The sequence below is a fragment of the Aquilutibacter rugosus genome (assembly GCF_036541335.1).
Classification (GTDB): Bacteria; Pseudomonadota; Gammaproteobacteria; order Xanthomonadales; family Xanthomonadaceae; genus Aquilutibacter; species Aquilutibacter rugosus.
In genome coordinates this window covers 535,542-553,834 of sequence record NZ_JAZHBO010000001.1, presented here as the reverse complement: position 1 = coordinate 553,834, position 18,293 = coordinate 535,542, and the positions used below count along the sequence as shown (strand labels likewise).

The 18,293-nt window shown below is 60.4% G+C and carries 16 protein-coding genes; 7 read left to right on the top strand and 9 right to left on the bottom strand.

Going from position 1 to position 18,293, the window contains the following annotated elements:
* The first annotated feature begins 65 nt into the window (after positions 1 to 65).
* The 4 genes from V3390_RS02605 to ubiA are packed head-to-tail and all read left to right on the top strand — an operon-like array spanning position 66 to position 9,785.
* Entirely contained in the window at positions 66 to 3,509 is a 3,444-nt protein-coding gene (locus V3390_RS02605; RefSeq protein ID WP_331703239.1) for an exodeoxyribonuclease V subunit gamma, read from the top strand.
* On the top strand, positions 3,506 to 7,156 hold the full coding sequence (locus V3390_RS02600) for a UvrD-helicase domain-containing protein (RefSeq protein WP_331703238.1): 3,651 nt from the start codon (positions 3,506 to 3,508) through the stop codon (positions 7,154 to 7,156). Before V3390_RS02605 ends, V3390_RS02600 begins: the two co-directional genes overlap by 4 nt.
* Complete coding sequence (recD, locus tag V3390_RS02595; protein ID WP_331703237.1) at positions 7,153 to 8,892, top strand: exodeoxyribonuclease V subunit alpha; 1,740 nt, start codon at positions 7,153 to 7,155, stop codon at positions 8,890 to 8,892. Before V3390_RS02600 ends, recD begins: the two co-directional genes overlap by 4 nt.
* 14 nt (positions 8,893 to 8,906) lie before the next feature.
* Positions 8,907 to 9,785, top strand: coding sequence for a 4-hydroxybenzoate octaprenyltransferase (ubiA, locus tag V3390_RS02590; protein WP_331690173.1), 879 nt, complete (start codon positions 8,907 to 8,909; stop codon positions 9,783 to 9,785).
* A 50-nt stretch (positions 9,786 to 9,835) separates the two neighbouring features.
* Here ubiA and V3390_RS02585 read toward each other — a convergent pair whose 3' ends face one another.
* From V3390_RS02585 to V3390_RS02570, 4 genes are all read right to left on the bottom strand, one after another.
* Entirely contained in the window at positions 9,836 to 10,900 is a 1,065-nt protein-coding gene (locus V3390_RS02585; protein ID WP_331703236.1) for an NAD(P)H-dependent glycerol-3-phosphate dehydrogenase, read from the bottom strand.
* A gap of 20 nt (positions 10,901 to 10,920) precedes the next feature.
* On the bottom strand, positions 10,921 to 11,454 hold the full coding sequence (secB, locus tag V3390_RS02580; RefSeq protein WP_331690171.1) for a protein-export chaperone SecB: 534 nt from the start codon (positions 11,452 to 11,454) through the stop codon (positions 10,921 to 10,923).
* Positions 11,455 to 11,528: 74 nt separating this feature from the next.
* Entirely contained in the window at positions 11,529 to 11,972 is a 444-nt protein-coding gene (locus V3390_RS02575; protein WP_425492983.1) for a rhodanese-like domain-containing protein, read from the bottom strand.
* A 128-nt stretch (positions 11,973 to 12,100) separates the two neighbouring features.
* Positions 12,101 to 12,592, bottom strand: a complete 492-nt coding sequence (locus V3390_RS02570) for a YiiD C-terminal domain-containing protein (protein ID WP_331703235.1) — start codon at positions 12,590 to 12,592, stop codon at positions 12,101 to 12,103.
* A 31-nt stretch (positions 12,593 to 12,623) separates the two neighbouring features.
* On the opposite strand from V3390_RS02570, the gene V3390_RS02565 reads away from it, so the two are divergent.
* Together V3390_RS02565 and V3390_RS02560 are read left to right on the top strand one after the other, a co-directional pair.
* Positions 12,624 to 13,355: a uroporphyrinogen-III synthase gene (locus V3390_RS02565; protein WP_331690169.1), complete on the top strand. Its 732-nt coding sequence runs from the start codon at positions 12,624 to 12,626 to the stop codon at positions 13,353 to 13,355.
* 69 nt (positions 13,356 to 13,424) lie between these two features.
* Positions 13,425 to 13,799 (top strand): hypothetical protein, encoded by a 375-nt coding sequence (locus V3390_RS02560; protein ID WP_331703234.1) that lies wholly within the window; start codon positions 13,425 to 13,427, stop codon positions 13,797 to 13,799.
* 72 nt (positions 13,800 to 13,871) lie between these two features.
* Here the strand turns inward: V3390_RS02560 and V3390_RS02555 are convergent, their stop codons facing one another.
* A complete protein-coding gene (locus tag V3390_RS02555) occupies positions 13,872 to 15,152 on the bottom strand; it encodes an acetyl-CoA C-acetyltransferase (protein ID WP_331703233.1) in 1,281 nt (426 codons plus the stop codon).
* Positions 15,153 to 15,233: 81 nt separating this feature from the next.
* Here V3390_RS02555 and V3390_RS02550 point away from each other — a divergent pair, with 81 nt between their 5' ends.
* On the top strand, positions 15,234 to 16,079 hold the full coding sequence (locus tag V3390_RS02550; protein ID WP_331690166.1) for a hypothetical protein: 846 nt from the start codon (positions 15,234 to 15,236) through the stop codon (positions 16,077 to 16,079).
* 3 nt (positions 16,080 to 16,082) lie between these two features.
* Here V3390_RS02550 and V3390_RS02545 read toward each other — a convergent pair whose 3' ends face one another.
* The 4 genes from V3390_RS02545 to V3390_RS10215 form a co-directional block, all read right to left on the bottom strand.
* Complete coding sequence (locus tag V3390_RS02545; protein ID WP_331690165.1) at positions 16,083 to 16,361, bottom strand: BrnA antitoxin family protein; 279 nt, start codon at positions 16,359 to 16,361, stop codon at positions 16,083 to 16,085.
* Positions 16,318 to 16,539, bottom strand: coding sequence for a BrnT family toxin (locus V3390_RS02540; RefSeq protein ID WP_331690164.1), 222 nt, complete (start codon positions 16,537 to 16,539; stop codon positions 16,318 to 16,320). The genes V3390_RS02545 and V3390_RS02540 overlap by 44 nt, the downstream gene beginning before the upstream one ends.
* A gap of 222 nt (positions 16,540 to 16,761) precedes the next feature.
* Positions 16,762 to 17,532, bottom strand: coding sequence for an exodeoxyribonuclease III (xth, locus tag V3390_RS02535; protein ID WP_331703232.1), 771 nt, complete (start codon positions 17,530 to 17,532; stop codon positions 16,762 to 16,764).
* A 285-nt stretch (positions 17,533 to 17,817) separates the two neighbouring features.
* Positions 17,818 to 18,207, bottom strand: coding sequence for a hypothetical protein (locus tag V3390_RS10215; RefSeq protein ID WP_425492981.1), 390 nt, complete (start codon positions 18,205 to 18,207; stop codon positions 17,818 to 17,820).
* Positions 18,208 to 18,293: the final 86 nt, after the last annotated feature.

Here is an 18,293-nt window from a genome sequence, read left to right as displayed (position 1 = left end):
TCTCACTCCTTGCGAACGGCCTGCCCTAATCTATTAGGGTCAGGTCGTTTTTCCTTAGGGGTTGCATGTCATCGGTGCCAGGTGCGGGTCTATATGAGTTTCGTGACAGTCGCGTAGAGCGGCTGGTTGCAGATCTCGACCGCTCGATTAAATTCAACCCGGCACATGAAACGGCCTTGCTCGTGCCAAGCATTGTTGTGGTGGCCAATGCAGGTCTGCGGCGCTGGTTGCCGTTGGAGCTCGCTCGCGCCCGCCAACGTCATGGCCAGCGCGGCGTCGTTGCAGATCTTCAGACCCTGTTGCCGTCCGCATACTTCAAGAAACTGGGCCGCCGCGTCCTGGGCGCTGCCACGCAGGGCATGGACGCTTATGAGTCTGCCGCGCTGCCGTTTCGCATTTATTCGGAGCTGGGTCGCATCAAAGATCCGCAGCTCGATGCGTACCTCGGCGGCGATTCCTCTAATGAGGCCGGTCGTGCGGTTCGGCGCTGGGGCATGGCGCAGCGGCTAGCTCAGCTCTACGCCGAGTACATGATCTATCGGCCGGACTGGCTGAGTGACTGGCAACGCAATTCCTCGCCGCAGATTGCCGGCGTGCCCGTATCGCCGTCGTTCGTGCCGGAATTGTGGCGGCGGTTAGCGGCAGCAGACGGTTTGCATCGCGGTGCCTTCCTGCAGAAACTGGCAGAGGAGATCGACCGCAAGGGCGTGCCTGCCTTGGTCGATGAATCCGATTCGGCGCCGGTGCATGTCTTTGGTTTCACACACATGCCGCAGGTAGAGCTCGCAGTGTGGTCTGCCATCGCCAAGCATCGCCCCGTGTTTATGTACTTGCCCGACCCGGCCGATGTCCATTGGACCGGCATCGCGCATTTGTATCACGATCGGCGCGATGCCCTGCAGGCCGATGACTACGAGCAAGTGAAATTGCTCGAGAACGATCTGCAGGCCAACGTGCATCCGCTGCTGCGGTCGTGGAGCCGCCTCGGTCAGCACTTCTTTATGCAACTTGAGAATCTCGAATTGCATTCGCTTGCTGCTTATCAGGATAAGGATCAGGATCGGCAACTCGAGTCCAATAGCCGACTGCATGCGGTCCAGCACAGCATCCGTGCCAACGATATCGAGGCGTTGCATGTAGACACTGACAGCGCGGATTTCTCCTTGCGTGTTCACAGTGCGGTCACTGCCATGCGCGAGCTCGAGGTGTTGCGCGATGCGCTCTGGTCTGCCTTCGCCCGCAATCCAACGCTGAAACCGTCCGATGTGCTGATCCTGGCACCGCGCATGGCCACTTATGCGCCGTACTTGCCCGCCATTTTTGGGCCTGCTGCCACCATCGGGCCACGGCAGTTGCCGTATCAGGTCGCCGATGTCGCGTTGGCCTCCACGCATCCGTTCTTTATCGCCGTCGGGCGCTTGTTGGACTTGCTGAGCTCGCCGTTTGGCTTGTCGCAGTTCCTGCAGTTGCTCGAGTCCGAATCCGTGCAGGCCAATTTCGGCCTCATCGGACAACACGTCCAGGACATTGCTGATACCCTGACGACTTTGGGTGTGGCATGGGGTCTCGATGAAAACGATGCAGGCTCACCAACCCACCATCTGCAGTGGGGCATTGACCGACTCATCGCGCAGTACCTGATTGGTGAGACGCACTATGAACCTCATCAGCGGCCGTGCTGGGAGTTCGGCGAGCAGACCTTTGTGCCGATCGCTGACTCGCGTGCAGATCCTTCCGAGTGGTTAGGTGCGTTACAGCAGATTGTCGATGAATTGCGAAAAGTTCGCGATGAGTCCCAACGTGATCGGCCTTTGGTCGAATGGATTGATCTGCTCGACACTCTGATCCAAAAGATCGTCTCGGTGCCTGCGGCGGTGGATTCCTATGATCCGGTGTTGCGCTGGGCGCCGCTGTTAGGACAGATGCATACCGCCGCTGCACACTTGCCCGAGCCGGTGCCGTTTGCACTGGCTCGCGTCTGGATGCAACAGCATCTCGACGGCGTCGATGAACAACTGCAGCCACTGTTTGGCGGTATGACCTTTGCCGATCTCGCCAGCCGTCGCGGATTGCCGCACGCGTTTATCGCGGTGTTGGGGCTCAACGACAAAGACTTCCCACGGCAGGCCAGCGACCAGGGCCTCGATCTGATGCGACGCTATCCGCGCATCGGTGATCGGCCGTACGCAGTCGATGATCGCTATGCATTTCTCGAGGCCGTGATGTCGGCGCGCAAGCAATTGCACCTGAGCTATCAGGGCCGCAGCGAGCGCGACGGTTCGGTGCGGAATGCAGCCTTGCCGTTGCAGGATCTGATCAATGCCATGGGCGGAACTAAAGTGGCACCGTGGTTCTTTGAACATCCGGTGCATGCGCGTGCACCCGCTAATCAGCCTTTGGATCCTGCGCCCGCGATTCAAGACAACGCCGAGCAGGGTGCATATTCGTCGGAACGCGGCGACGGGTATGCAGCTGCCGGCGTTGAGACGTTTGAGCAAGTCGTGGCACGCGGTCTCGCAGCACCGCATCGCATCATCCGACCCGATGACGTCCGTCGCTACTACCGGTCGCCGTTCGAGACGGTGGCGAGGTTCGGTGCCGATGCGCTCGCCGATAAGATGCCGAGCGATGCCGAAACCGATGTGGAACCCTTGGACGCCGAGTTCGGCCCTATTGAGCGCATCCCGCAGTTTCTGGTGCGCGCCCTGCTAATGGGACAGCGCTTAGAGCAAGATGAACCGGCACCCTGGCTGAAAGGTTCCGGCAAGTTGCCGCCCGGTAAGGCAGGCCTACTTGCGTGGCAGGCGGCGCTGCAACAGGCCAATGACGCCGTTGCAGAGATGGCAACCGCGCATGCCGACTTTAACAAACCACTGCATGCGCTTCCCGCATTGGCCATCGAGTTTGAGAGCCCACCGTTTACGGTGCGCGGCCGACTCAACGGCTTGCTTCGCGGTGAGCAGTCGCATTGGCTGGTTGTCTGCGCGTTTCGATCCAACAAGGACGGCAAGCTAGAGAAGATGGGGATGCATTTCGGCGAGCTGATCCCGGCGCTTATTGAGTGGGCACTGGCCAGGTTGACGATCTCTGCAAACCAAGAGGTTCGACCAATGCTCGTCGCGGAAACCTCTCAGCATGAACTGAGTACAAGGTGGAATCGTTGGTGTGATCGCTTTGCGCAGGCCGATGAGACGGAGCGCGAGCAGATGCTTGAGGCGTTGCGCAAAAGGCTCGGCAAACTGCTCGCGTTCTGTCATGCCAATATCCAGACGCCAAGGTTTTATGCACCCAAGACCTCGCTGTCCTCTCTCTTCAGCAGTGCGGCTGAAACCTGGAACGGCGGCTTCAATCGGAACGGAGAGTCCGCATACACCATTTATAGCCAGATGGCTGATGCCGACGGATTGTTTGGCGAGTCCGATGATGACAGCAAGGAGCTGGTCGAACAGGTGCAGGACGATGCCCGGGCACTGCGGGATTTACTCATGCTAGATGAGGCTGTCGCATGAGTGCAGTTCGTGGTTGGCAGGATATCAATCTCAGCGCACCGCGTCGCGTACTGATCGAAGCCAGTGCCGGCACCGGTAAGACCTTCACGATTGCGGTGCTGTATCTGCGGCTGTTGTTAGGCGATGCACCGATTGGAGACGCAGGCGGTGAGCCGTTGCGCCATCGGCCGGGAGAGCTGCTGCTCTCCACGTTTACCGTCGCCGCCGCCGAGGAATTGCGGCAGCGTGTTCGTCAGCGGATTGATGATGCCTTGCAATATGCAGATCACCAGCCCCCTACAAACAGGGACTCTCTGCATGAGTGGTTGGATGCTCGCTGGACGGAGCGTTCGGAACTGCGCAGCGCTGACATCAACCATCTGCGGCGCTGCTGGCTCGAGATGGACGCGGCACCCATTACCACTTTACATGCCTTGTGTGCCGATATTCTCAGCGAGGAGCCCTTGTTAACCGGTCAGGATTATCTGCCGCGGCAGATGATCGAATCGGGTGATCTGCAAGATCGCGCCATGAATGCGCTCTGGCGTGAGTTGCAGAAAGACCGCGACTACACGCAAAGGCTGCAGGAGCAGGAGATTCTTACGCGTGAAAAGCTGATGAATCGGCTGAAGCCGTTTCTGCAACCCAAGCGCGAATACTGCGTGCCCGAGGATTACGCCAAGGCACTGGCACAGCATGGTAGAGACTCGATCCTGGCCCTGGCGGAGACCGCTAGCAAGCTTCTGAGAGATAAGAATTTGAGGTTTATCGCTTCGGCTATCGAGATCCGCGACAGCATTGACGCGAGCCTCGAGAGATTTCGGTCAGGAGCGCCGTGGGTGTTCTCTGAGTCCAGGAATGCGGCAACGATCAGCGGCCCGCATGCACTTCTCCATAAGGGGAGTCATAAGGTAGACCAAACGGTTCCAGGAGCCGAGCGTTTCGATGCGGTGGTTATCCTCGGTAAGATTGCCGAGGCCAACGCCGCCAAGCCGGTTGTCGAACTGGTTCAGAAGCTGCGTGTACAGATAGAGAATCTCAAGGAGTCGCTACGCGTTCGAACCTTCGATGATCTATTGCTCGGTGTTCACAAGGCGTTGCAAGCTGACAATGCAGGTGCTGCCGATCTTGCGGATCGACTGTTCGCGCGCTGGCCCGTTGCACTGATCGACGAGTTTCAGGACACCGATGCGGTGCAGTACGAGATTCTCGATCGCATCTATCGTGATGAGGACGGTAAGGAACGCGGTGTCCTTGGAATGGTCGGCGATCCGAAACAGTCTATTTATCGGTTCCGTGGCAGCGACATCGAGGTGTATTCCGATGCGGTCTCCAAGGCCAAAGACAATCGTCTGCTGCTGACTGACAACTACCGTTCTGTCCCCGAGTACATTGGGGCGCTGAATTGGTTTCACGCCGGCGACAACGCGAGCTTTGGTAGCCGGTCCGAATTTGTATTTGAACCCATCGACGATCCGGAGCGGCATCAGCCGATTGGTCGTCCTGCGTTGCATATCCACGATATCAGCGGCGTCGCCGAGACGCGGGTCGGGCCGATCCGCGCAAAAGTCGCGGCGGCTTGTGCAGGTCTGGTAGTGGATCTGCTCCACTCCCGCAGCGACACAGACGGAAAGCCGATCACACCCGATGATCTCGCCATTCTGGTCAACAAACATGCAGAGGCGATCCGCCTGCAGAAGGCGCTGAGAAAGGTCGGCGTATCCAGTGTTGTCGGTCGCGGCGTATCGGTATTCGAATCACCATGGGCTACCGAGTTGCAGCTGCTTCTCGCTTCTGCCATCTATCCGTCGAATCCGCAGCGCTTGCGTGCGCTTCTGTTGTCGCGACTCTTCGGCTACACCGCTGCCACGGTGCACCAGCTGACCGACGCCGATCAGGATGCATTCCTGCTGCAGGCGTCGCAGTGGAATCGACTGCTGCATGAGCGCGGGGTGCTCGGTATGGTCGAGGCGTTTCTGACCGCCAATCACGCGAAGTTGTCGCAGCGCGGTGACTTTGATCGGCTGCATACGGACCTGTTGCATCTGGCCGAGTTGCTGCAAGTGCAGTTGGCGCAGGGCGCCGCGATGGAATCGCTAATCGGATGGATGCGTCGGCAGCGGTTTGAGAACGACAGCCCGGATGACAGAAGTCGAAGCCGCAGAATGGAGTCCGAGGGCGGCAAGGTGCGGATCATGACCGTGCATGCCAGTAAGGGTCTGGAGTTCCCATATGTGCTTTTGCCTTCGGCATGGGATACCAATCCGGCAAGGGCCAATGCCAATGAGACGCCCTTAGTTCGGATCCCCGGCACGTTCACCTACCGTCCCGTCTTTAGTGATTCGGAAAAGGACGAGTTCACGCAGTCCAAGTTTGATGAGGACTATCGGTTGCTCTACGTCGCCATGACGCGTGCGTCGATCGAATGTCATCTGTTCGGATATGTTCCCTCAGAGGATGTGTCCGAGGAAGAGCCGCCTTCGAAAAAGAAGAAGGCTACTCCGAAGAAGGAGCCGAAAGGCGGAGCCTTGGCTCGGCGCTTGCAGAATCTCAAGATTGTGTCCAGCTCCGAGGTTGCTGTACACAAAGAGTTGCAGGCGCAAATGAATCGTCGCCATGTGCCACTGCAGGTTAAAGGGAGCAATTCTGTGTCCGTCGTCGGTGATCGTGTTGTCGAGCATCCCGAGATTGCGGATCGCCTGATTCGGGCGCATAGCTTTAGCGCGTTGAACAAGCATGCAAAGCGTCGCACCGAGTCGCTGGATATCGAACTGGAGAATCGTCCCGCCGCGGATGAGGCTGCAACCGATATGTTGGAGTCCGGTTCTGCGATTGAGCTGGAGACCGCGGCGGATCGTCGCGATGGCCTGTGGGCGATCCGTGGCGAACAGATCGGCAATCTGCTGCACAAGACGCTGGAGTTGGCTCTGCCCCAGCCCGATGAGGATCGAATGGTACGTTCGCTGGATTCGGCGATGGAGTTCGAGTCGTTCCGATTGACGCCGCGTCAGCTCGAAGCCATGACGGAATCCCAGTTCAAGGACGCGATGCTGGTGTGGCTGTGGCAGATCGCCGATGTCCCCCTGCTCGAGGGCTCATCGGTGACGCTTGGCAATCTGTCGGGTAGGGCAATTCGGCGCGAGTTGGATTTTCATTTGAGTATTCGCACGGATGCGGGTGCACGTGGAGTCATCAGGAATCGCATCGATGCGCTACGCAATGCCGGAGAGTTCGGTCACGCCGAGGATTGGCAGCGCGTTCTGGACTTTATCGGCGCGGTGCACATGCAGGGATTCCTTAAGGGCTCCGCCGACTTGGTGTTTGAACACGAGGGGCAGTACTTCGTGCTCGACTACAAGAGCAACGTACTCGACGGAGATCCCGCTAACTTTAGTCACCAGCGCATCGACACGCTGGCGATGCGCAATCCCGGCGGCTACTGGATGCAGGCCTTCCTTTACACCTTGGTGCTGCATCGATTGCTGCGCGACCGATTGGGTGCGGACTATGATCCGCAAGCTCACTTGGGTGGTGCGATCTATGTGTTTGCGCGCGGCATCGGCGAAGCAGATGCAGGCCCACGCGGTGGCATCTGGCACGAGCGTTTCGACCTGGAACTGATTGAAGCGGCCGACGCGTTGTTGTCGGGCATGGAGGGCGAGGCATGAGCGCTGAGTTGATTAAAGCCGCGGCGGAGCCGATCGCGCGTGATGCCTTGGATCTGGCCGTGGCCTCGTGGTTCCGCCGACTGGGCGCGCCGGCGGCGGTGGCAGAGTTGGCTTCGTGGGCAAACTACGCCGATCGGCAGGCTAATGCCGCCGTCAGTTTGCAGCAGGTTGCACAGTGGAGTCAGGTTACCGCGTTGCCTTCGGTTCCGGAGTCCGAGTGGATTCTGCCGGCCGACGAGTTTGATAACTCGCCGGTACGACCTTTAGTTGTTGATGATCAGCAGCGCGTGTTTCTGTATCGCAACTATGCCGGCGAGCGTGAGGTCGCGGCACATCTGGTTGCGCGCTTGCGGGGCACGCAAGCGAGGCCAGTGAAAGAAGAGATGATCACTCAGCTGTTCGGGCCGGCTAAGGGTAGCGAGGATGCGTTGCAACGCGAAGCCGTGCGTCGCGCGGCGCGACATCGTCTGTTTGTTCTTGCGGGCGGACCAGGTACCGGTAAGACCACCACGGTGTTTCGAATGCTGTTGGCTGCGCAGGCGCAAGCCGTCGAGGTGGCGTTGGCGGCTCCGACCGGTAAAGCCGCGCAACGACTGACCGAGGCGCTGCGTTCGGAAGCCGGTCGCAGTGCCATCGAATCCGATCTCGAGACGCTACGCGCAACAACGGTTCACCGCTGGCTGATTGAAATGGATCGCGGGCAAATCCGTTCGCCCAAGATTCTGGTCATTGACGAAGCCTCGATGCTCGATCTCGAGTTGCTGCGCCAGGTGCTGCAGGCCTTGGATCCCGATGCGCGACTGATTCTGGTCGGTGATCCGAATCAGCTGATGTCGGTCGGTACCGGCACGGTGTTGGGTGATCTCGTTGAGAGCCTGCGCGGGATGCCGCAGTTGGTCGAGCTCCGGCACAACTTTCGGGTTGCGCAGAGTCCGCAGCTGGTCGTATTGAATCAGCACGCATTGGCGGGTGATGCCGGGGCGCTGATCGAAGCACTCGATGGCCTTCGCGATGTGAGTACCAGGGATGCATTGGCAACGCGTGTGGATGCCTGGGCCGATGCGCTGGCCGAGTCCATGCAGACCGTAGCGAATCATTCCGATCCGGCCGTTCGTGCGCAAGGCTATCTGGAGTTGGCGCAGCACCAGCAGATGCTGGCGGCCAATCGCGAAGGCCCATGGGGCGTTGGCGGTTTGAACCGCGCTATTGAGTCGCGTCTGCAAAAGGTGTTGCAGCCCGAAGTCTCTGCCGCCGGCCACTTTGAAGGACGTCGGATTCTCGTGACGCAGAATCATTCGCCATTGAATCTGTTTAACGGTGACATCGGTGTGGTCACACGTGACGATAGCGGCGAGTATCAGGTGTGGTTCGAGATTCTCGACACGGATGGTGTGGCGCAGCTGCGTCCAATTCCTGCATCGGCGCTGCCTGCGCACATGGCGGCGTGGGCCATGACGATTCACAAGAGTCAGGGTTCCGAGTTCACCAATCTGGATATCGTGTTGCCGAATGAGACGACGTCGCGCGTGCTGTCGCGCCAGCTGATCTACACCGCGGTGTCCCGAGTGAAAGGAACCGGCGAGTTTGAACATGCGCATCAGTCGATTCGCATCTGGGGCACGACACCGGTGCTCGCTGCCGGGTTGGCGGAGATCGCGACGCGAACGGGTGGCCTTCGTGACATGCTGCAAAGCGGGCTGAGTGAGCTGCGCGCTGCGGTGCCGGCTGCGACTTGATTAAAATAGTGGTGATGAGCAATTCCAATACCGCAGTCCCACCAAGTGCCAGGCCCTCAAAGCTCAACGCATACTGGCGATTGATGCGGGCCGACCGTCCGATCGGCTGGCTGTTGCTGTTGTGGCCGACGTTATGGGCCCTGTGGCTTGCCGTCGACGGTCTGCCTTCGTGGCATGTGTTGCTGGTGTTTGTGGCAGGCGTGTGGCTGACACGTGCGGCCGGCTGTGTGATCAACGACTATGCTGACCGATGGCTGGACCCGCATGTGGCGCGCACTCGCAACCGTCCGCTTGCAACCGGTGAAGTGTCGGGCCGTGAGGCACTCACTTTGTTTGCAGTGCTGATGTTGGTGGCATTCGCGCTGGTGCTGACCTTGAACCGACTGACGATTCTGCTCAGCTTGGTCGCTGCGGTTCTCGCTGCCACGTATCCCTACATGAAACGCCACATTCCCGCGCCGCAGATGTATCTGGGCTTGGCATTCGGTTTTGGCATTCCGATGGCATTCGCCGCAGTTCAAGGCTCGGTGCCGTTGATCGCCTGGGTACTGTTCGCGGCAAACGTGGCGTGGTCCACGTACTACGACACCTGGTACGGCATGGTGGATATCCGGGACGATCTGCGCATGGGTTCCAAATCCACCGCGATCTGGTTCGGCGACAGGCTATGGCCGATTCAGGCGCTGCTGGCGGCGGCCTTCTACGGATTGCTGGTCCTTGTCGGCGTAATGTCCGGCATGAAGGCATGGCAACTGGCGGCATCGCTCGTCATCGCATTGGCCTTAGTCCGGAATTACCGACTGGCGCGCCGTGATTTCTTTGCGGCATTCCTGCGCAACAACGTGATCGGACTGATGGTGTTGCTGTGGCTCACGCTGAAAGCGTTGGCCTGATATTGAATCGAGTTGTGGCCTGATACTTGGTAACGGCCGTTACTTTTGAATTAGTTGGAGTATTCGCTCTTGCGCTCGCGTGACATCAGGCGGCGCAGCCCTTCGGCGGGCGTGATCTCACCATGCAGCGTTTCCTGCACGGCTTGCGAGATTGGCAGTTCAATGCCGTAACGGTTGGCCAGACGCATGACTTCGTCGGCGGTTTGTACGGATTCGACCACTTGGCCGATTTCGCGCACGGCATCGTCGATGGATTTGCCATGACCCAAGGCCAGACCGAGTCGACGATTACGCGACAGATCACCGGTACAGGTCAGGACCAGATCGCCCAGGCCGGCCAGGCCCATCAGCGTTTCGGCACGGCCCCCAATCGCCTGGTTGAGGCGCATCATTTCGTTGAGGCCGCGAGTAATCAGACCGGCCCGAGCATTGAGGCCGAGTTCCATGCCATCGGCCACACCGGTGGCGACAGCCAGAACGTTTTTCATGGCCCCGCCGAGCTCGGCGCCGAGCATGTCATCGCCCGTGTAGGCACGGAAGTTCGGCGAATGCATGGCTTCGGCCACCATCTCGCAGAACTGCTCATCGGCACCGTGGACGGTCAGCGCGGTGGGCAGGCCCTGCGTGACTTCCTTGGCGAAGGACGGACCGGTGACCACAGCGAGCTGCGCATCGGCACTCAGAAATTCCTGTGCCACTTCATGCAGGAAGCGACCACTGCCGGGCTCAAAGCCCTTGGTTGCCCAAGCGACACCGGCACCGGGGCGCTTTAGCGGCGCGATGGCCTGTACCGTCTCGGCGAACGCGTGCGAAGGCACGACGACCAGGATCCAGTCGGCGGTGCTGACACACTCGGCCAGATTGTCCGAGGCGCGCAGCGATTCCGGCAAGGGAATGCCGGGCAGGTAACGCGGGTTTTCGTGGCGCGTGTTGACCGCGTCAATCACGACGCGGTCACGGCCCCACAACACGGTGTCGTGACCATTGCGGGCAATCAGAGTCGCCAAGGCCGTACCCCACGAGCCCGCGCCGAGAACCGCCACGCGTTGGAGCGGAGCGGAGTCGGTGGAGTCAGTGGTAGCGGCGGCGCTTGTGGCGCTTTGATTGGCAGCCATGGTCACGATCGCGCTGTGGCTTAGCTGTCCAGGTGACGCGGTTCGCCGGCCGCATCTTCAAGGTTGACGCCTTCGGCACCTTCTTCAGCGCGCTGACGCATGGCGTCCATGTACAGGCCTTCGAAATTGATCGGTTGCAGCAGGAACGGCGGGAAGCCACCGGCTTGGATCAGATCGGACAGCACTTGGCGTGCATACGGATACAGGATGGCTGGTGCTTGCGTGCTCAGCAGGAACTCAACGCCTTGCGGGTCGAAACCGGCCAGAGTGAACACGCCGGCTTGCTTGACTTCGGCCAGGTAGATGGTCGACTCGCCCTGTTGGCAGTTCAGCGTCAGGTGCAGGACCACTTCGAAGGCATTGTCGGAGACCGGCGTGATCTGGTGCTGCATGTTCATGCCGAGGTTGTTCTCGCCATCCATGTTGAACACGGCCGGAGCGTTCGGCACTTCGAACGACAGATCCTTGACGTAGATCTTTTCGACCATGAATTGGGAGGCTTGTTGGTCTTCGGCTTGCGGCGCGGCGGCGCCGTTGGTCAGTTCATCGGTCATGATGCAGCTCTCTTAAAAAATGTGGGAATAGGAATTTGGGGTTCTGTTTGAATCTTGGGGCAGGGCAGCTGAACTCAAGCCTTGCCCTTCTTGCCCACGACCAGCAGGCCGTCGGCCGACCACTTGTCAACGCCGCCATCAAGCACGCTGACGTCGGAAAAGCCCGCTTTCTTGAGTAACGAAGCGGCCCCACCGGCGGTCAGGCCGCGGCGGCAGATCAGCACAACCGGCTTGTCTTTGGCGCCCTGCAGCACCTTGTGGTCGGGTTTGAAATCGGCCATCGGAATATTCTGCGAGCCGTTGATGTGGGCCTTGTCAAAATCGACTTTAGGCGAGACATCGATCACGACGCCGTTGTCGGCGTTGAGCAGGCGCGTCAGACCGGCACTGCTGACCGACTTGTAGCCGCGGGTCAGGTGCTTGATTTCGTTGATGACGATGGCAACGGTCAAACCAATGAAAATGCCGACCAGCAGCATGTTGCGCTCGGCGAAATCCAGGAGTTGGGCAGTATCCAAGGGGTGAATCCGGAGTAGGGCGGTGAACCCCCTATTCTCTCATAATCGAGTGGCCGAAGCCGTTTACGCCTGTGTTTCTTGGTGTGTTTGGGCGGTTCCGGGCTCGGCGAGTTGGTGTGGTGAGGCGTTTATTGGCGCACGAAGGCCGCGTATTTCCCGCTCAGCGTGGCGGCCACGGTGCCATCTTGCAGGACTACCTTGGCTTGCAGCCACAGTTTGGCCTTCCCTTTGGCTTTGAGTTGCTCGGTGCAGGCGGCGATGTCGCTGTCGTCCGTGAACGTGGCGGTGGCAATCAGCTCTTCGCGCACGGGCTTGAGGTATTTGACGGTCGATTCGGCGACATACACATCGCAGTCCAGGCCGTTGTCGCGCAGGACGGCGGTGACCAGGCCCCAGCAGGCCAGGGTCATCAGCGAGGTCAGGGAGCCGCCGAACGCGGTGCCTTTGTCGTTGATGTTGGCGTCCAGCGGGGCGGTGAGGGTCAGGTGCTCCGCGGTCAGCTCGGCGATCGCGAGCCGCATTGGCACCAGCGGCGGCATTGAGGCAAACTCGTGGATTAGCGGTGCGCGCTGCTGCTCAATCGGCATATTCGACTTATAGATGATGGAAATTCGGGACACTCCATATTACGTGATCAGCCTGCGGGGGCCGTTGCAATCGGCATCTGCCGCGGCCTTGCGTGGCGAAGGCGGTGTCGGCAGCCCATATTCCGTGCTGGATCTGACGCCATGGGACATTGTCCCGGAGGAAAATTGGGTCTGGCCTGAATTTGATCTGGGTGTTATTACCAGTCCTGCCGCGGCTTCGTTGGTTGTTGGTCGGTTCGAGTCGTTATTGCACGGGTATAAATGGTTTGCGCCCGGGCAGGGGACGGCTGCCGTGTTACGTCCGTTGGTTTCGGTCGCGGCACCGGTGGTCTCGCAGGATTCGGAAGGCCTGTTGGCGTTGCCGGCCTTGCAATCCGAGGCGGTACAGGGGCGCCGGGTCGCCGTGTTCACGGCGCCGGGCGGTCGAGGTCTCATCCCATGGGTGTTGCGGGAGCGGGGTGCGGAAGTGGCCGAGGTGTTCGTGTATCGGCGGGTCAAGGTGGCGCCGGACCCTGCGGTGCGTGAGCGGTGGGCGTCTTTGCGTGCGCGCTCCGGTGCGCGCGGGTGGGTGTGGGTCACGTCGGCGGCGGCGTATCGGGCGTTGCGTGCGCAGTTGTCCGAGCCGGAACGTTTGGCGCTGAGCGGGTTGGGGCATGTGGTGTCGTCCGAGCGGATTGGCGCCGTGGTGGGGTCGCTGGGCGCTGCGGAGATTGTGGTGGCGGCAGGGCCTTCGGAATCGGACCTATGGGATGCGCTTGCCAACGCCGGCATGAACGGCGGCTGCGTTGGGCGTTGAGGCTTAACGTTCGGCTCACGCCGGATTTGTTAAGAAGAATTAATTACCTCCGTCCCCATTAAAGAATTTATGAAAGCGATTAAGTGGTTTCTGGTTGGCGTCGTGGTGTTGCTGTTGGCCAAGCTGGCGTCGTTCTATCTGTTCCCGAACAATGCCGGCAACGTGCTGGTGCAGTGGGGCGGGTATGACTACCGCTCGACTGTAATCGATGCGTTCCTGATCGGCGTGGGGATCCTCCTGGCGTGGACGACGATCTGGTCACTGCTGACCGCACCGGTGCACGCCTACCGTCAGCGCAAGGTGGTCAACGATCGCTTGGCCGCCGAGCGGGCCGCCCACGAGAAGGCTCTGGCCGAAAGGGCCGCCGCGACTGAAGCCGACAAGGCCGCCAAGGCCGGAGCCGTTGAAGCGGCTGTCGACCAGCGGCCGGTAAACGGTAATTAGGAAATGGAAAATGGGAGTTGGTAAATGGTGGCGGACCACCACTTTCCAACTCCCATTTACTAGTTTCCAGCTTTACCTGCGCTCCAGGATCGCGACAACGCCCATCCCGCCGGCGGTGCAGATCGAGATCAGGCAACGACCGGAGCCGCGCTGGGCCAGCTCCTTGGCAGCGGTGGCGACGATACGCGCGCCGGTAGCGGCGAACGGGTGACCGGCGGCCAGTGACGAACCGTTCGGGTTGATCTTGTCGCGATCGATCGAGCCCAAGGGCGCATCGAGGCCGAGACGGTCGCGGCAGTAGTCCGGGTCTTCCCAGGCCTTGAGCGTGCACAGAACCTGAGCGGCAAAGGCTTCGTGGATTTCGTAGAAGTCGAAATCCTGCAGCGTCAGGCCGTTGCGCTTGAGCATCTCCGGCACGGCGATGGTGGGGGCCATCAGCAGGCCTTCGCCATGGACGAAATCGACGGCGGCGACTTGCACATCAACCAGATGGCACAGGATCTCGTGGCCGTTGGCGGCTGCCCATTCGTCGGTGCTAAGCAGACAGGCGGCAGCGCCGTCGGTCAACGGTGTCGAGTTGGCGGCGGTCAGCGTGCCACGGCCCGAGGTGCGGTCAAAGGCTGGCTTCAGCGTGGAGAGCTTTTCGATCGAGGAGTCGGGACGCAGGTTGTTGTCACGTTCGAGACCGCGGAACGGCACGACCAGATCGTCAAAGAAGCCACGATCGTAGGCGGCGGCCAGCTTCTGATGTGAGGTGAGGGCCCAGGCGTCTTGCGCCTCGCGGCTGATGTTCCACTGCTTGGCCATGTCTTCGCAGTGTTGGCCCATGGACTTGCCGGTGCGCGGCTCGGCGACACCCGGGAAATCCGGCTTGAGTTCCGAGAACCCGAAACCCTTGAACTGCATCAGCTTTTCTTTGGGCGTCTTGGCGGCATTGGCTGCCAGCAAGCGGCGACGCAGCGCCTGACCGTAGACAATTGGCACGTCAGACGTGGAGTCCGAACCGCCACCGATCCCGACTTCGATCTGGCCGGTCGCGATCTTGGTCGCAATCAGATTGATCGTGTCGAGGGACGTGCCGCAAGCCCGTTGCACCGTGATGCCCGGCGTCAGCGGCGACAGGCCCGACGACAGGGCGGCTTCGCGACCCAGGTTCCAGTCGGAGGAGTGTTTGATCACCGCGCCCATGGCCACTTCGCCCAGTTGCTTGCCCTGCAGACCGAACTGTTCGACCAGCGCGCCGAGCGTCCGCACGGACATGCCCAGGTTGCCCACATCGTTATAGCCCGTGTTCTGCCGGGCGAAGGGAATACGGACGCCACCGAGTACGGCGACAGGACGAATGGTGCGCATCAGGAAGTTCTCCGATCGGTGGGCCCGAGGGCCGACAATACGTAGCAGTATAATTAGCGATCCAGTGTAACCCTGCATCCCATGTCGAGCCAACCGCAACGCGCACTTCCAAGCCGACTTCAGCTGTGTCTGGCGATCGAAGTCCGTCCCGACGCCCTGAGCCCCGATCGCACCACGCCGCTGGCTGCCATGCTGTCGCCGGATCTGGCGGGCGCCCTGGCCGCCAAAGTGGCCGCTGATCTAGCCACATTCGATGCGCGTGCCGCCGAGCTGGAGCTGATCACCTGCGGTGCGTTGTACGACCCGGTCGAGGTGCTGCGTCCCACCTGGCGTCTGCACACCGAGCTCGAGAACCTCGCCGCCCGTGCCCCGCGCAAGCCTGCCGTCGCACCCGCGGGTGAGACGCTGGCCGGCCAGGGTCGCGTAATCGCGTTCGGCGCCGCCGAGGGCAAGATGCCCGGCATCCTGCAGCCCGAGAGCCAGTACGGCGCCAGCGCCTTGTTGCTGCTTCCAATCAACCTGCAGGGCGAGCCCGCCATCGCCGAGCCCCTGGCCGCCGAGTTCGAGCGGATCCTGCTGGAGCGCGGGATGGCCTCGGCCGAAACCGCCTTGTTTGTGCAGGAAGCGTTTGAAGTCCCCATCGAGCACGCCCGTTATCTGACCGCCTGGGATCTGGCCGCGATGATGCAGCTGCAGTACCGCCACGCCGGTCTGGAATCGCTGTGGCCCCTGATCGAGGCCTGCGCACTGACCGATCCGCCGCGCACTGCCGAACTGTCCGGCGACAACGAGCCCCCCGCTCAAGCGGCCGAAGGCATCGTCACGTTTGCCGAATTACCCGACGACGTGTCGCCCGCAGTAAAAGCCCGCCAGCGTCAGCTGCAGCACGTGCTCGCTGCCCACGGCATCCCGACCGCGCAAGCCTAAGCCTTATTTTGTCGGCTTGCTGAGCCGCTCCGCCATCCGGGTTTGCCAGCCGGGACCGGTTGCCTTCCACGCGGCCAACACATCGGCCGGAAGACGGATCGTCACCTGCAGACGCGGGTTCGTTGCGATCGGACGGCCGGCCTTTTTGAACGTACCGCGGGCCAACATCTCATCCGTAAGCTCCGGGAGCTCTTCGTACTCGCTCGCGCTGATCTGATGCGCGTCGACACGCTTAAGGTCAGTTTTGGATTTGCGGGCCGATGCGGATTTGCTCGCGTTCATTGGCTTTTCTCATGCTAAAAATGTGGCGGACCTCGCCTCTTGGCGTATAGCCGATCACCACGAGGCGACCGGCGAGATAGCCGAAGCACAAAAGGCGAGTCTCACCATAATCCTGACGGTTGTCCTCAACCTCAAAAGTGCAGCCGGCGAAGACAGTTGGGGCATCTTCAAAGTCCAAGCCACGCTCGTCCAGAGTCCTCTGCCGTTTGGCAGGGTCATAGCTGATTCGCATATTTATTGTACCTACAAAAATAGGCCAATACAAAGCATGTTGCGACAAGCCTCTTGATCGCCAAATTGCGAGGCTAGCTCTAACGGCACAGCGAGCTACGGCAAGAGGGCAATCTTGCTGCTCAGCGGTGCCAATTTGCGGACAGTTGGGCGGTGCGAGCGCCGGGGCTTATAGCGCGAGGTCGACCCAAGCGGGGGCGTGGTCGGAGGGGCGTTCCCAGTCACGGGGTTCGCGGTCGATGCCGGCGTCGGTGACCACATCGCGTAACGCATCGCTGACCAGGTTCAGGTCGATCCGCAGGCCCAGGTTGCGACGGTAGGCCGCCGCGCGGTAGTCCCACCAGCTAAAGACACCGGCGTCGTCGTGCTTGAGCCGGAACGCATCGTGGAACCCGAGATCCAGCAGGCGCTGCAGCGCCCCGCGCTCCGCCGCCGAGGTCAGGATGTGCGAGTCGTTCCAGGTCTCCGGATCGTGCACGTCGCGATCATCCGGCGCGATGTTGAAGTCGCCATTGACCACCACCTTGCCGTGCTTGGCCTTCTCATCGGCAATCCAGCGGGTCACGGCCTCGAGCCAGCGCAGTTTGTACTCGTACTTGTCGGTGCCGACATCCTGCCCGTTGACCACGTACAGATTGATGATGCGCACGCCGTTGACGGTGGCTGCAATCACGCGCCGTTGCTCATCGGCAAAGTCCGGCACGTCGGTCAGCACATCGTCGATCTTGTGGCGGGCCAGAATCGCCACGCCGTTATAGGTCTTTTGCCCCACGAAAGCACTGCGGTAGCCGAGTTCCAGCAGGGCGTCGTCAGGGAACTTGTGGTCCTCGAGCTTGGTTTCCTGCAGGCACACCACATCGGGCTGGCGCATCTTGAGCCATTCCTCCAGATGCGGCTGGCGGACATTGAGCGAGTTGACGTTCCAGCTGGCGATTTTCATATAAAGCTTAAGTTATTGATTTGAAAGGAGTGACGATTTTGGGGCGACCAAGGATATTCCCACCGTTATTCCCAAAATCATTTGTTGGGGTTGTCGGTCTCGTCGCGACATCCCACGACAGGTCGTCGGAGGACGCCATCAACTTGCAGGTCGAATGACTGATTGATTCTCCCACATGCGCCATGCGCGCTTGCATTGAATCTCGAATGACGCGAGTGCCGCGCGAATGATCGAATTGAGGTCAAAAACGGCGCAATTCGAACAGTTATGGAGTGTTGCTGCTGCCTACGATGAATCACGCAGCACAATCACTTCAAGGACGAACTTATGCACCCGATTGACCCGGTACTCAAACTTAAAGATGTGTGTCCCATGATCAAGCGATCCGCAAGCGCGATCAACCGGGATCGCCGTTTGGGAACCTTTCCCGCGCCACTGCGCTTGGGCGCAAGAAGCGTTGGATGGCGTACCAGTGATATCCAACAGTGGATTGCAGATCGTGAGCGCGTCACCAACGCGCGCGGCAGGAGCTAAGTCATGAGGCCTCTGCCATGGGTTGTTGCCGGATTGGGCCACGTCTATTGCATCCACTGTCTCCTGGCGATCAGCAGCAAATACCCCTTTTCTGGCAGGTCGGAGCAACGAGCTGTCATTTCGGATCACAATCTCAAACATTTGCGAATGATCATTCAGTCGAGGGGATCGGCATGTAGCGGACGCACGGTGGCAAGCGACTCTCCAAGTCCCATCGGGTTTCAATC